At 37.8% G+C, this 14,958-nt stretch carries 16 protein-coding genes; 13 read left to right on the top strand and 3 right to left on the bottom strand.

What is annotated here, in order from left to right; genetic code table 11:
- Positions 1–46 precede the first annotated feature (46 nt).
- The 3 genes from A9500_RS09995 to A9500_RS09985 all read right to left on the bottom strand — a co-directional run bounded on the left by A9500_RS09995 (position 47) and on the right by A9500_RS09985 (position 4,730).
- The gene (locus A9500_RS09995) at positions 47–2,290 is read right to left on the bottom strand and encodes a TonB-dependent siderophore receptor (protein ID WP_065244845.1); all 2,244 of its coding nucleotides are present in this window, start codon (positions 2,288–2,290) and stop codon (positions 47–49) included.
- Between the two features lie 184 nt (positions 2,291–2,474).
- A complete protein-coding gene (locus tag A9500_RS09990; protein ID WP_049374314.1) occupies positions 2,475–3,317 on the bottom strand; it encodes a DNA adenine methylase in 843 nt (280 codons plus the stop codon).
- 42 nt (positions 3,318–3,359) lie between these two features.
- The gene (locus tag A9500_RS09985; protein ID WP_049374315.1) at positions 3,360–4,730 is read right to left on the bottom strand and encodes a ParB N-terminal domain-containing protein; all 1,371 of its coding nucleotides are present in this window, start codon (positions 4,728–4,730) and stop codon (positions 3,360–3,362) included.
- A gap of 819 nt (positions 4,731–5,549) precedes the next feature.
- Between A9500_RS09985 and A9500_RS09975 the strand changes: the two genes are divergently transcribed.
- The 13 genes from A9500_RS09975 (at position 5,550) to A9500_RS09920 (ending at position 14,947) form a co-directional block, all read left to right on the top strand.
- On the top strand, positions 5,550–6,737 hold the full coding sequence (locus tag A9500_RS09975; protein WP_065244819.1) for a phage major capsid protein: 1,188 nt from the start codon (positions 5,550–5,552) through the stop codon (positions 6,735–6,737).
- Positions 6,738–6,790: 53 nt separating this feature from the next.
- Entirely contained in the window at positions 6,791–7,357 is a 567-nt protein-coding gene (locus A9500_RS09970; RefSeq protein ID WP_065244818.1) for an HK97 family phage prohead protease, read from the top strand.
- A 1-nt stretch (position 7,358) separates the two neighbouring features.
- Entirely contained in the window at positions 7,359–8,591 is a 1,233-nt protein-coding gene (locus tag A9500_RS09965; protein ID WP_065244817.1) for a phage portal protein, read from the top strand.
- Positions 8,575–8,931, top strand: a complete 357-nt coding sequence (locus A9500_RS09960; protein WP_065244816.1) for a phage head closure protein — start codon at positions 8,575–8,577, stop codon at positions 8,929–8,931. The genes A9500_RS09965 and A9500_RS09960 overlap by 17 nt, the downstream gene beginning before the upstream one ends.
- Complete coding sequence (locus A9500_RS09955) at positions 8,918–9,232, top strand: head-tail connector protein (protein ID WP_065244815.1); 315 nt, start codon at positions 8,918–8,920, stop codon at positions 9,230–9,232. Before A9500_RS09960 ends, A9500_RS09955 begins: the two co-directional genes overlap by 14 nt.
- Positions 9,233–9,246: 14 nt before the next feature.
- Entirely contained in the window at positions 9,247–9,603 is a 357-nt protein-coding gene (locus A9500_RS10590) for an HNH endonuclease signature motif containing protein (RefSeq protein ID WP_083180425.1), read from the top strand.
- A 322-nt stretch (positions 9,604–9,925) separates the two neighbouring features.
- Positions 9,926–10,294: a phage terminase small subunit P27 family gene (locus A9500_RS09950; protein ID WP_065244814.1), complete on the top strand. Its 369-nt coding sequence runs from the start codon at positions 9,926–9,928 to the stop codon at positions 10,292–10,294.
- Positions 10,295–10,301: 7 nt separating this feature from the next.
- Positions 10,302–11,969: a terminase large subunit gene (locus tag A9500_RS09945; protein ID WP_065244813.1), complete on the top strand. Its 1,668-nt coding sequence runs from the start codon at positions 10,302–10,304 to the stop codon at positions 11,967–11,969.
- Between the two features lie 15 nt (positions 11,970–11,984).
- Positions 11,985–12,452, top strand: a complete 468-nt coding sequence (locus A9500_RS09940) for an HK97-gp10 family putative phage morphogenesis protein (protein ID WP_065244812.1) — start codon at positions 11,985–11,987, stop codon at positions 12,450–12,452.
- 462 nt (positions 12,453–12,914) lie between these two features.
- Positions 12,915–13,919, top strand: coding sequence for a SlyX protein (locus A9500_RS09935; protein WP_065244811.1), 1,005 nt, complete (start codon positions 12,915–12,917; stop codon positions 13,917–13,919).
- A 143-nt stretch (positions 13,920–14,062) separates the two neighbouring features.
- Positions 14,063–14,266 carry an AlpA family transcriptional regulator gene (locus A9500_RS09930; RefSeq protein WP_065244810.1) on the top strand — a complete coding sequence of 68 codons (204 nt, stop codon included), beginning with the start codon at positions 14,063–14,065 and terminating at the stop codon, positions 14,264–14,266.
- Positions 14,267–14,276: 10 nt separating this feature from the next.
- Positions 14,277–14,627 (top strand): hypothetical protein, encoded by a 351-nt coding sequence (locus tag A9500_RS09925; RefSeq protein ID WP_065244809.1) that lies wholly within the window; start codon positions 14,277–14,279, stop codon positions 14,625–14,627.
- Positions 14,624–14,947, top strand: a complete 324-nt coding sequence (locus tag A9500_RS09920; RefSeq protein WP_065244808.1) for a hypothetical protein — start codon at positions 14,624–14,626, stop codon at positions 14,945–14,947. Before A9500_RS09925 ends, A9500_RS09920 begins: the two co-directional genes overlap by 4 nt.
- Positions 14,948–14,958: the final 11 nt, after the last annotated feature.

Raw genomic sequence — 14,958 nt, 5'->3', positions numbered from 1 at the left:
AAACGAAAAAAGGGCGAAATGATTCGCCCTCGTATTGTGCGCTCAATTAAAACTCAACTTTCGTGTTGAAGATAAATTCACGTCCATAACCTAATGCAACAGGGATTAACGTGTTTGTTGCGTTACCAGAGGTGGATGGATAGTAAGTTTTATCTGCTAAGTTTTTACCGTTAAGTTGGAAAGAGACTTTCTTGCCAGAGATTTTGGTATCGTAAGCAATAAAGGCATCATATACCATGGCATGAGGTAATTTGTATGCTTTTGTGTAATCACTGTTATAAGCATGCCAAGAACCTAAATAACGAGCACCACCACCAACACGGATGTTACCAAAATCAAATTCACCTACGTTATAAGCTAGGAATAGGGAAGCTTGATGTTTTGGTACACCAGAAAGTTGTTGATTTACCGCATCAGGATAGCGCTCATTTTCAAGTGATTTTACTTTGGTGTAGGTATAGTTAGCCGCTACGCTTAGACTATCCGTAATTTGACCATTAAGATCGAATTCCACACCACGAGAACGTTGTTTGCCGACGATATTTAATTGCGCATTTGAACCAGAACCAACAGCCTCAGCTACATTACGTTTGCTGATATTGAATAATGCAAGTGTTGCATTAAAGCCTGAGTTTTCGTATTTTGCACCAATTTCAAAAGATTTACCTTGTTCTGGTTTTAAATCTCCGCTAACAGGTGTTGCAACACTCATTTGTGGACGGAAAGACTCAGAGTAGTTCGCAAAGGTCGCAATATGTGGCGTAAATTTATATACGGCACCTAATTGATATAATAACTTACCATCGTGCTGATCGGTATTTCCGGTTTTTGTTAGATTTTGGCCTTTTTTACAGTTTGCCGCATTTAAGCAATGACGTCCTGCAAATTGATCAAAGTACTCATAACGTAAACCACCCGTCATGATAAAGTTATCTGTAAAGTAGGCGGTATCTTGAATATAAACACCAACAGTTTTGAGATAGTTATATTGATAGGCGTTGCCGTTACCATTTTTATGTTCCGCAACAGGGCTGGTATAGTTTGGATTATCAATATTGATATCAGAATTCATGATGCCTTGATTATAAATAGGACCAAGATCACGAATATTACGCATTGCATCAATACCGGCTACAAAGCGGTTAGCGATATCACCAATACCAAATTCACCAACGATATTTAATGTACCGCTATGAACGCGTTGATCCCCTTGTTGCTGTTCAATCTCTCGGCGTACATTACGTGCGCTTAATTCAGGAGAGGTAATCTCTCCCTTTTTATTTTTAACTGCAGGGATAGCAACATCTGTAACGTTAATATTTGTAATACGAGCTTGATCGTAGAAATATTTGTAACGCGCATAGCTATAACCCGCATTTAATTTCCAACCATCACTTAATTTGTGTTCAATTTTGAAATCAATGTTATCGGTTTTTGCGGTTGTTTCATTATTTGGTTCATCTAAACGACGCGATACAGGAATATCCGGTAAGGCATTGGTCGCGGTTAAAAGATTTGTACCACGATCAAATGGCTCAAGAATATCTTTGTGTTCATAAGAAAGAAGTACTTTAGTTTTATCATTTTCCCAAGAAAGTGATGGTGCGTAAGTGGTATTTTTCACTTTGCCAAAATTACGCCAGTAGTCTTTTTCTTGTTTGTCATAGATAAAGCGGTAAGCAAAACCATTTCCTAAGCCACCAGTAAAATCTAATTGCGTTCCCCACAGGCTATGATTACCTAAGGTTCCACCAACGACATAACGTGGCGTTTGTTGCGGTTTTTTAGTAATGATATTAACCACACCACCTGGATCTTGAATACCATAAAGTACAGATGCAGGTCCTTTTAAAACTTCAACGGTTTCAGTTGTCGCACTAAAGTTTTTAGCTGGGCCAGCTTGTAAACCGTTACGCATAATTGAGTTGTCACGGTTTCCACCAAAACCACGTTTTTGAATAGAGTCAAACATACCACCTAACGTATTCGCTTGACTCACACCACTGACGTTATAAAGCGCATCAATGAGTGATTCAGGTTTGCGATCTTCTAGTAGTTTGGTCGAAAGAATATTTACTGTGTTTGGTGTGTCGAATACAGGCACTTCAGCTTTTGATACAACTGATGTCCCTGTCGTTTGATAACCATTTTGTTTAATTCCCGTATCTTGAACGTTAATTTGCTCAAGCGTCTCGGTGTTTGTATCTACGGTTTGCTCAGTTTCTGCAAACGTAGAAATGGAAAAACTGGTTAAAAGTGCGGTTGAAATAAGACTTAATTTAAAATTCATAATCGCTTCCCAATAGATAATAAAAGAGCCCAAAGTATAGCGAAAACGTTTACGTTGATCAATGCAAATTATTTTCATTTGCTTATGCAATTTATTCAGAAAATATTCATTCAAATTAGGTAGGGGATAAAAAGAAAAAATCCCAAGCTAAAAAAAGCTTGGGATTTCGATATAGATACTAGTTTTAATCAGATATTGCTAATGTCCTATGTGGCAACTTAATACTATCACTGTATATTATAACTTCAGTTGCTTTCATTTTTTTGCTAGCTGAATAATTCAATATATACTCTTCTTGTCGGTATTGTTGATAAATATCCCTAATATTTTGATTGTTATCATAAGATACAACCCAAGGGGTTTTAACTTTCACTAGCTTTTCTTTTATTGATTTATGATCTTGGTGATTGTAGAAATTACGATACAGTCCTTGTCCTTTTTCATAGTAAGGCGGGTCAAGGTAAATTAATGAGTTAGATGGTATAAGGTTATCTATCTCTAACAACCATTTTTCAGTATCCTGATTATATACATGAATTTTATTATTCATAGAACCAATTTTTTGGATTCGTTTGATTAGTGCTTCTTTGTTAAATCGGCAGTCTAATTTATAATTACCCGATTGTTGTAATCCTCCTATTACGCCACCTTTTAATATGCCGGAGCGATTGGTGCGGTTTAGGAAGAACGCCGCGAAACCACGTTCTATAGGAGAAATATCATCTTGTTTAAGAATTTCTTTTTGTTTGTGCCATTCCTCAATGGTTACATCAGTTTTTGATACTAATCTGATAAAATCTTCTGTTTCCTCAGTGATTGATTTCCAAAAGTGATAAATGGCCAAATCTAGATCATTGATGTGAATATCTGTACAGACACCACTAAAAAGCAAATCTAAAGCAATGCCAGCTCCACCAGCATATGGTTCTACATAGTGCCCGTGTAGGTCATTATTTTCAATAATTGATTTTATTGTTGGGGCAAATTTAGCTTTACCTCCTGGATATCTTAATGGAGTATGATACATAATAAGAGCCTATTATTAATACATGCTCATCATTATAATTCTTTAATTTGTATTTGGCCAGTGGATTTTTTTCCACATTGCAATAATAAATGAACGAAGGTTGTTATGTGCGCTAATAATTTGTGCTGAGCAAATATTGTGCGCATAATTGTGTAGTACGCCATGTAATAGATTCAACGTGCCGGAACCATCTTTTTTGGGTGTGCATTCATTGATTAGAGCTAATAACTCCTTATTCTCTATATGATGAGTTTTCTCAAAATACTGCGCAATACCAAGAATTTTTTCTCTGAGTTTTGATTTCTCGTCAATTTTTTGTGAATTGGAGCCCTCGTGAAACTGTATAGAGTTTCCAGATTTTAATAGAAAATAGTCGCAACTTTGCTCAATTAGAGCACGTAGTAATGCTGCTGTTGCGTAGGGGTGCTTTTCTATATCCATGGTATTAATTTCAGAATAAATTGATTGAATTTTACTTACTGGGATCTCTAACTCATAATCAATTAATTGTGCTGATTTACTTTTAGTTGTCTTAGTAGTTCTTTTTTGCGTAGTATTTTGGGGTGAAATGGCGCTGCTTGTAGTTGTTGTAGATGATATACCTGGAATTAACTCAATATCTTTATCTAACCGGTTGCTTGGAATTTTCCCAATATTTTTTAGGTGTTGAATATAGTCTAGTCGATTCTTTTTATTTGAGCGGGAGCCTATATTGTAATTTGGATCATCAAAATCATTAAAATATTGGGTAATGATCGCAGTGAATTCTTCTTTTGTAATATTAATGAGAATGTTGCGTTCTGTGACACCGGTGGTAATACCGAAAGCATGTCTTACCTCTGGAGTGCTTAACATACGTGTTATTGTCGTAATTACTTTCTGAGATTTCTCAGGAGAAATTAAATTATTCTCTAATGAAAAATCAAGAATCGTCAGTGCCGCGGCATGATCCGGTCTTCCATCAACGCTTTGATCAAATCGAGTTTTTTGTTCAGGGCTCCAAGGTTTTCTTGATGTATTTGAGCTAGCTGTATGCAAAGTAGATAACCAAGGTTGTGCTTCATCCCTATTTGGAAATACATGAACAGGAATTTTTGTGATTTGATTTTTTACTTTTCCTTGTAGAGTTGTAAAATATTTTTGGTATTTTTTAGGTGCCAAACACGGTTTATCTAATAGCTTTAAAGCACAAACTCGACGATTACCTTCGACTACTAATTTTTTGTTGTCTTCAGTAATAATCCCAACAAGATCTAATGGGTTCGTCATTCCTTTTTCTGCAATATCTTTTGCAAGCTCTTTTACCTTTTCATTTTCAATGAGATAACTAATAATTTCTTTTTGATTTTCAATTGGGATATGTCTTGGGTTTTTAGGGTCCAAATATAATCTTCTAATACTTACATTTGCCATATTTTCTCCTTAGGTCTTGGTTAGTTATTACAGTTCAATAACATACAGTGTTGGTCTGTAATAGTTATATCTAGAGTATTTCAATCTTATCTTTTATTACTCCAATGATGATCTGAATTTTTTGTTATAGTTTACTAGTATAGAGAAAAAATAAAATTGTTTGTAAAGAATTAACGTCAAGAACTATACAAAAATAGCTAAAAGTTGGCAATCTTTCCGTTTTAAAGATTAAGTAAAATCCTAAAGAAAAAATGTTTAACTCATTGATTTTTAAATTAAATACAGGCAATGAAAAAGCCAGTAGAAATTTACTGGCTTTGATAGATGGTGCACTAGCTGAACCCGAATTCACTTGTATAGTATTGATTTTTAATGTTTATTTTACAAAGTCTAAAATCTTGTTACTAAGCTTGTTACTAAAATTCAAATTCACCACAAATCAATGATAGTTTCTGATGCCATAATACCACTAATAAGCCGCGTGTAAAAAATTTTATAGAAAAACTGTTCACCTTGTTCACCAATCCTTAAAACTCTTTATTTATTATATAGTTATATTCTTTTTTTTGTTGTTCACCAACTGTTCACCATTGTTCACCTTTGTTCACCTTTGTTCACCAATCAAAAAAATATCTCAATATAGATTATTTAATCCTTAGCTGTTCAAAATTTAAGCAATCAAACAATCTTAACTTACCGTATCTAAACGCAACTAAACTATTGAAAAATAAGGTATTTACTTTATATTTTTTGTATATATATTGTTCTATGGGCTTTTTATAAGCCGTCTTAATTAAGATGATTTTAAAAGGATTAACTATGTTTAAAAAACTGTTAGAACTACGCCAACAAAAAGCGGAAAAAGTCGCAGCAATGCGCGCTATGTTAGACAAAGCGGAACAAGAAAACCGCTCATTGACCGAAACCGAAAACGTTGATTTTGAAAAGTTGAAAGATTTGGTCAAACAATTGAGCGATGAAATCGCCCGTTATGAAACGGTGGCCGATGAAGAACGTAACATTGCCGACAAAGGCAAGCCGGTAGAAACACGCGGTAAAACCTTCAGCAATGACGAACTACGCCACTACATTAAAACGGGTGAATTACGAAATCTTTCCACCACCGGTCAAGAAGATGGCGGTTATACCGTGATTCCACAATTGGATAAAGACGTAATGAAACGCTTAACCGATGATAGCGTGATGCGTCAAATTTGTAACGTGGTCCGCTTGCCGGTTGGTGCGAAAGAATACAAAAAACTTGTTTCCGCCGGTGGTGCAGTAGTGGCCCATGGTGAGGAAGGTCAAGCCCGCAATGGCACCACCACACCGAAACTCCATGAAGTCGCCATTGCTTTAAATCCTATCTATGCCTATCCGAAAACTACTCAAGAAATTTTGGACTTCTCCAGTATTGATGTTTTAGGTTGGTTGACCGATGAAATTACCGAAAGCTTCACCGAAACCGAAGAAACCGACTTAACCGGCGGTGACGGCACGAAGAAATCAAAAGGCTTCTTGTCCTATGAACGTTCTACCGAAGCGGACAAAGTACGCGCCTTTGGTAAGTTACAAAAATTAGAAGTTGCCGGTGCCGACAAAATCACCGCCGATACGCTCATTGATTTGTTCTACACCTTACACAGCAAATACCGTAAAAATGCCGTTTGGGTGATGTCTTCCACCATTGCGGCGGCATTACAAAAACTCAAAAACAAAAACGGCGATTTTATTTGGCGTGATGGTTTAACCGTAGATGCGCCTTCTACCCTTTTAGGTCGTCCGGTTTACTTCCTTGAGACCATGCCGGCAAGTGGTGCCAATAAACCGGTAGTTGCCTTTGGTGACTTCAAACGCGGTTACTTCATTGTAGATCACGAAACCGGCGTAAGAACCCGCCCTGATAACATTACCGAACCGGGCTTCTATAAAGTCCATACCGATAAATATCTTGGTGGTGGCGTGGTAGATAGTAACGCAATCAAGTTCATTGAAGTTACGGCTTAATCGTCAAATTCCAACGGGGGCAATTAAGCCCCCTTTTTGTTAAAAGGGAAAGTATGAATAAAGAATTTGAAATCCGTTCATCCGAAATCACCGCAGACAGCGAGAATAAAAAACTGGTTGGCTATGTGGTGAAGTGGAACAGCCCTTCTGAAGTGCTTTATTGCGATTTTGTAGAACAATTCAGTGCGAATGCGTTTAGTGAAAGTTTAAGTAGTGGTGCCGATGTACGGGCATTATTTGAACACGACCATACCAAACTATTAGGGCGTACCCGTGCGGGAACCTTAAAACTGGAAGAAGACGCAATAGGCTTACGTTTTGAATTAATGCCACCTGATACCACCTTAGGGCGTGATTTGTTGGTAAGTGTTGAACGCGGCGATATTAGCGGGATGTCTTTCGGCTTTTGGGCTAAAGAAGAAACATGGAATTTTGATGTAGAGCCTTGTCAACGCACAGTGGCCAAAGCGGAATTATTTGAAATCACCGTTACCAGCATTCCTGCCTATCCTGAAAGTAGCGTTGAGATTGCCAAACGATCAATGGCAACCGCGAAGGGAAAAACGCAAGGAAAATCCACCGCACTTTTGAAACAGTGGCTTGATGTGGCGGAGGCGTAATATGTGGAACCCGTTTAGACGAAAAGAACAACGCAGCTCACCGATGGCAATTAATGAGCTGCTTTCTTATCTTGGCGTATCAAACACCGGCGCGGGGGAATTTGTCAGCCCGAACACAGCAGAAAGTTTACCGGCGGTGATGAGTGCCGTTACCGTTATTTCAGAAGCGGTGGCAAGTATGCCTTGTTATTTGTATCAGCTTAAAGATGATGGCCGCGAGCGCGTTTATCGTCACCCGGTGGATTATCTCTTAAATGAGATGCCAAACCGTAGCCAAACACCGTATCAATTTAAATACACCATGATGCGTCATTGCCTATTAAACGGTAACGCTTATGCGGTGATTGAATGGAACAACAAAGGCGAACCAATCAGCCTTACCCCGTACGAACCAAGTGCGGTCAATATCTATCGCAAAGTTGGCGGCGAGTATATCTATCAAATTACCGATTTAGACGGCAATACCAAAAATTATCTTCAAGATGAAATCCTACATTTACGCCATTCATCCCTTGATGGCTTTATGGGTCGTTCGCCAATTACGATTTGCCGTGAAACCGTGGGCTTAGGCATTGCTCAACAGAAACACGGTTCGGCAGTGATGAAAAACGGTTTAATGGCGAGTGGATTAATTACTACCGCCGAATGGTTGGACGATGCCAAAGCACAAAAAGCGGTAAAAGCCCTTGAACGTTACAAAGGCGCGAAGAACGCAGGGAAAACACCAATCCTTGAAGGCTCAATGGAATATAAACAGTTAGGCATGACAAACCAAGATGCGGAATGGTTACAAAGTCGAACTTTCACAATTTCCGATATTGCCAGAATCTACAACATTAGCCCGATTTTCCTTCAAGACTATTCCAATAGTAGTTATTCAAACTTTAGTGAAGCCAGTCGAGCCTTTTTATCGCAAACTTTGCGCCCTTGGCTAACCAATTTTGAACAGCAGCTAAAAGATGCCTTGATGATTGATTTAGGTAGCAACAGCAAGAAACGTTACTTAATCGAATTTGATACAAGCGACTTATTGCGCACAAGTCAAAGCGAACGCTTCAAGAGTTACGATGTGGCAATTAAAGCCGGTGTAATGTGCCCGAATGAAGTTCGCCGCCGTGAAGGTTTACCGCCTTATGAGGGTGGAGAAGAATTTAGTCAAGCATGGAAACAAACCGTAGAAGTAAAACGCGGTGATGAACAAGAACCGGGGGCAAACAATGGCAATCATGATTAAGGCCGGAAAGTATAACAAGGTGATTAGCATACAAAAGCGGGATTATGACAAAGAGCGAAACAACACCCCATACGGAAACTCAAGACCGATTTGGAAGAATGTAGCCACCGTGCGCGCCAGTGTAGAACCGTTACAAGGGCGAGAATATTTTAGTGGCCCTTTTCAAATGGGTGAAAATATTATCCGCGTTCGCATTCGTTACCTTGAAGGCATTACAAACAAAATGCGGATTAAATACGGTAAACGCCTATTTGATATTTATTCGGTTATTGACAGTATGGAATCTCACAGAGAGTTACAGCTAATGTGTAAAGAGGGTGAAGCCTATGGCGAATATTGATTTAACCATTGATGAAATCAAAGCGCACTTAAATCTCGATCATGATTTAGATGATGAGTTACTGGAAGCCTATAAGGTAGCCACATTGGAAGTATGCCAAAAACATATTGGTAAAACCTTTGGGGAAGAAGAAACGGAAAAGACCATACCTTTTACCCCGGCGATTAAGATTGGTTGCTTAATGTATATCGCCTATCTCTACACGAACCGAGAAGCCGTCACAGACTTAGCCAACCTTAAACCGGCACCTATGACGATTTCCGCATTATGGGAAGTGTATAGAGAACCGTGCGCTTACTAAGGATTTTGTAACCGATGCCATACCAACCATTAAGACGTTGTAGCTATCCCGGATGTAGAAATAAAGTGAAGTCGGGCAGATGTGAAGAGCACAAGCCAAAAGACAACCGCCCAAGCAGTAGCGCACGCGGTTACGACCACAAGTGGAGCAAATACCGCGAACAATACTTAAAGCATCATCCCCTTTGTGTGATGTGCTTAGAACAAGGCAAATATACTCCGGCAACAGTGATAGACCATATCAAGCCGGTAGAGAACGGACAATCAGATCCGTTGTTTTGGGTAGCAAGCAATCATCAGTCTTTATGTCGTGATTGTCACAGCTATAAAACACGAGTGATAGACCAACGCGGATTTGGTGCGAAGAAGTGAACCGTGGTCATAATGACCATACTTAAAGGCATTCGCATAACACGAATACCTTAACTGTTTCGATATCGAAACAATTGAATTATGGTGATATATCCACAGTTGAGTTGTGGTGATATGACCATAACAGAGCTAACCAATCCAATTTTGGATTAGTCGAAATTTTGAACAAAATCCAACTTTGGACTTTGCTTTAAATTAAACGATTACAAAAAGACAATTTGAACAGGTGGGGGGAGTTTTTGAAAGAAAGTCGCAAGCCTAAAGAACCGCCCGCCCAACTCAATTTTTACGCAAGGCAATTTTTTTGAAAATAAGGAAATGTATGAGTAAGAGAAGAAACTATAAAACCCCTGATTTTTTAGATGGTATCGCTAAAACCCAATGGAAAAGCCGAATTAAACAACTTTCAGAGCGTGGCGATATTAAGGCAGAAGATTTAACGAACCTTGAAATTTATTGCGAAAACTACGCAATTTGGCGTCATTCTGTAGCAGATTTAGCCAAAAATGGCTTCATTATTGTGAATAGTCAAGGCACTCAATCAAGAAATCCAGCTTTGTCAGCGAAAGCAGATGCCGAAAAGGTGATGATTAAGATGTCATCATTGCTAGGTTTCGACCCTGTAAGCCGCAGAAAAAATCCTATTGAAGTAGATGAAGTCGATGTATTAGATGAAATCCTAACTATGTAGGCGAAATATGGAAATATGGCAAGCATACGCAGAGAAAATCAAATCGGGTGAGTTAGTGTCTTGTAAGAAGATAAAACAAGCCGTAGAGCGTTATTTTAACGATTTAAACAATCCCGATTATTTCTTTGATAAAAGCGCGGTTGATAAGTTTCTAGCTTTCTCGAAACTATGCCCACACGTTAAAGGACACTTACGCGGACAGCCTATTATCCTTTCAGATTGGCAAGTCTTTCTCTTTGCCAATATTCTAGGCTTTAAGCGTAAAGACACAGGATTAAGAAAATATCGCTCCGCTTACGTTCAAGTAGCAAGAAAGAACGCTAAATCAACGATAGCAGCCGTTTTAGCTAATTGGTTTCTAGTGATGGAAGGCGGACAACAGGATATATACACCGCAGCCGTTAGCCGAGATCAAGCAAGAATTGTTTTTGATGATGCTCGTCAAATGTGCTTACTTTCAGCTCCATTGAAAAAGCGCCTTAATATTCAACAACACAAGCTAATTAATCCGAAGAACAATAGCATTATGCGACCGCTTGCCGCTAAATCTTCAACCATTGAGGGAACAAACCCTAGTTTAGCGATTGTTGATGAATATCACCTACACGCAGACAACAGCGTATATAGCGCGTTAGAGCTAGGGCAAGGCGCACGCCCTGAAGGTTTACTCTTTGCTATTACAACAGCCGGAAGTAACGTTATTTCAGCCTGTAAACAGCATTATGATTATTGCGCTCAAATCCTTGAAGGAAATGAGCAGAATGAAAGTCTATTTGTGTTGATTTTTGAGTTAGACGAAGAAAACGAAATCGACAATCAAGAGAACTGGATAAAAGCAAATCCGAATATAGGTAAATCCATTCCTTACCTTGATTTTGAGAACACTATCAAGAAGGCTAGGGGTATTCCGTCCGAATGGGTAGAAATGCTAACTAAGCGCTTTAATGTATGGTGTCAAGGCTCTACGCCGTGGCTAGGTGATGGAAACTGGGCGCAATGTGAACGACAGTACACGGAAAGCGATTTACTTCATCAAGATTGCTATTTAGGGCTAGATTTATCAAGTACCAACGACTTAACAAGCCTTTGTTATACATTCCCACACGGAAACAAAGTGCGCTTGCTTACACGGCACTACATTCCCGAATTCCAACTTAACAACGTGGCAAATAAAAACCGCGCAATGTATCGAAACTGGGTGCGCAGTGGGTGGCTAATAGCAACGGAAGGGGATTGTATCGACTACGACAAAATCAGAGACGATATTCTGAAAGATGCTGAACGTTTCAATATCAAAATGACAGGCTTTGATGTATGGAACGCAACCCATTTACGAACACAATTACAAGCGGCTGGGCTTGAAGTAGAGCCATTCCCGCAAACATACCAACGATTTAGCCCAGTGGCGAAAAGTGCGGAAGTTTTAATAAACAGACAGATGATAGAACACAACGGCGATCCGGTGTTGGCATGGGCTTTATCAAATGTAGTTATGGAAACAGACGCGAACGCCAACATTAAACCGAACAAGAAGAAAGCAGCAAACAAAATCGACCCAGCAGTCGCCTTTCTAATGTCATTCGGCACTTATCAACTTGAATATGGTGATTTAATTTTCGAACTTTCAGATGAACACAAACACGCACTAGAACAATTTAATGGTATTGATTTATAACTACAGAGGGAAACTATGGCAGTTCAAATAAAAGGCTTAAGAGAACTTGAGCAAAACTTAAAAAAACTAAACAAGGATATAAACAAAGTCGCTGCAAAAGCAATTAGAAAAGGACTAAATAGCGCGGCCAAATCGATTGAAAAAACAATCAAGCCGAATGTTCCAATATTGAAGAGTAGCACTAATTTCCGACAAAAAGGAACAATTAAAAACAACGTTCGACATAAAACAAGGGTAGCCAAAGATAGCTTAAGCGGCATCACTGCAATTCGAGTTATGCGAACACAAGGCCGTAGAATGGCGAAAATTGGGGAAAATACGCGAGATAAATCAGATCCGTTTTACTGGTGGATGGTTGAATATGGCACAGTAAAAATGAAAGGTCGCCATTATATGGAAAAAGGCTTTAAATCTGGTGAGACACAGGCTCTAAGAATCGCAAAAGAGGTTGCAGAAGAAGAATTAAAAAAAGCGTTCAAATAATAGAAAAGCCCGACATTTCACAATGTTGGGCTATTTTGTCTAAAAACTTACATGCAGGACGCGATTAGGCATTTGTAGATCGCAGCTCCTTAAAGTTTGCGGCAAACTTCCGAAAAAGTAAGCCGCTCACATTTAGAAGACTTTGAAAATATTTCTAAATTCAAAGCGAGACTATTATAAAACTTTTTTAATGAACAAAAAATAGCCGTAGCTTAACGCATCTAAACTTTGATAAAATAGAACAAGAAATAAACAGGAAAACAAGAGAAAAATAAACCGTTCATTAGCGGAACAATAACGCATATTGGAAATGACGGAAAAGAAACTCGATTAGGCAATATCACTATCCATTTAAAGGAATAATTAATCAAATAAAGCGCATCTAGGCTGATCCCCGAAAGCAAGAAACCTTATCTTGTTGATGCGCTCCTACCAATAAGGACAAATGCGAAAGGGGCGTTTATGGTTAGTCAAAAATTCTTACCTAAAAAGGCATATTCAATTATCGATGCAGTCAAATACATATCGTTAAATTACAATATCAATATTTCAGAATACGATTTGTTAGAATATATTCAGTCAGGTGATTTGCAAGCCTCAATTCATCTTGATGGTAGAATAAATAAAATAGATAGAGTAAATAAGCGAGAAATTCCACATAATAAAACGCTAAATATTCGAAATGAAGAAATATTTTTACAATTCAACCAAAAGGACACAAAATCAAAAATAGAACATAATGAAGATTTTAATATTTATCAAATAAAACTAAATCATATTTATTTTAGTATTGATATTATATTAAATGATTGTTACTACCTCCCTGAATATTTTTCAGAGAATGATGAAATAAAGCTTTACACCGGAGAACTAGACCGTTTTAGAAATCTTGTTTTCAATGGCTATTTTCCTCTTTCTAAAGAGGTATTCGAACCATACAACACAATAGAATTGATGGAGTGTGGTTATATAGACGAATTTCCTGATATTTACGTAAACACTTTTTCTGGGCTTTATCTTCATTTACCTATATGCGAAAACAGAACAGAACTGTATTTAGAAGATGTTTACATTATTCACGAGGATATGATTGAATTTTTAAAATTATTTTCCGTAATTGATGATAGCTACGAACAGCAAGAAGAAACTCAAAAATTAAAAAATCAAATTAGAGACAAGAATAAACAAATTGAAGAATTACAAAAACAAATAGAAAAGAATAGTAAAGTAAAAAAATCAACTGCATCAGAAAATAAGAAAAATGAATTTATTAAGGCTTTACTTCAAATCAAATATGGTGCAGAAGTCGCCGAGAATCCACGCCCACACGTTTACGATCCAAATGATAGCGATAAAGGCAAAGATGGCGTAATACAAAGAGATTTTGAATCAAAAGGGCTAACCAAGCATCTTCCTAGCGGAAAAACATTAAAAAACTGGGTGAGCTCAGTCGAATTAGACAATTAATTAATTCAAAAACTGGAAAAAACTGGAAAAATCTGGAAATTTCCAGTTTATCAAATCTTCCTTCCTAAAATACCTATCGTTCGAACAACTCAACGGAATATGACGATATTCCACAGTGTTAAACAAACGATAGGTATTTTCTTATGAATCTAAATTTAAATCCAAACCAAAAACTAATCTCTGGTGAAACCACTTGCCATATTGTTGGCTTTGGTCGCACCAAACTCAATGAGCTTGTAAAGGCTAAAAAATTCCCTCAACCAATCCGCTTTTCACAAAACTTTGTCCGCTGGGATTTAGAGGAAGTGAATCAATGGATTGAAGAACAGAAGGCTGCACGTGCTTAATGGAGGGAATATGGCGACAAGATTAATGACAATCGCTAAAGAACTTATTCTAAAACCGAAAACAGGTATTAGTGAGAAAGAAAGTTATTTTAACGTTCATTTCCTAAATGCTCGTAATGAGGTAAGCGAAATTCAGCGAATTCTTGATATTGAATTGAATCGAGTGCGTGAGATTTCAGAAGTAGGGAGACACTACACCCGATACACCGTAAAAAATGGCGATCAGATACGTAAAATCGCCAACCTTTACAATGAAAAACTACGCTATCAGCAAGAAAAACGGAATCGTTGTTTAGATATGCCATTTTTCACTGAAAGCAATATTCAACATTCAATTAATTTATTAGGAGGTATCCAATGAATCTTCAGGAAAAATTTGAGCAGGAATATAAAACTGCTCCATTGACTATCACACAGAAATTAGTTTATCCGCATTTCGTCATAAATTACTCAGAAGAATTTGATTTGTTTTATTCAGTATTTAACCTGGATAAAAACAATACTTTTTGTGATGAGGTTGGCACTGAAGCACTAGATGCTTTGTTATCCGGCATAGCAATTAAACAAAGCACTTGCGAAATTCCGCTATTAGTGACTAAACAGGATTTAGATTTGATTTACTCGTTAGAGACTTCAAACCCGATTATTAATCTTGATGAGCAATATCAAACATTACAGTAAAAAAAAGCCCA

Origin of the sequence: Haemophilus sp. CCUG 60358 (assembly GCF_001679485.1) — a bacterium.
GTDB lineage: Bacteria > Pseudomonadota > Gammaproteobacteria > Enterobacterales > Pasteurellaceae > Haemophilus_D.
This window is presented reverse-complemented; position numbering and strand designations above follow the sequence as displayed.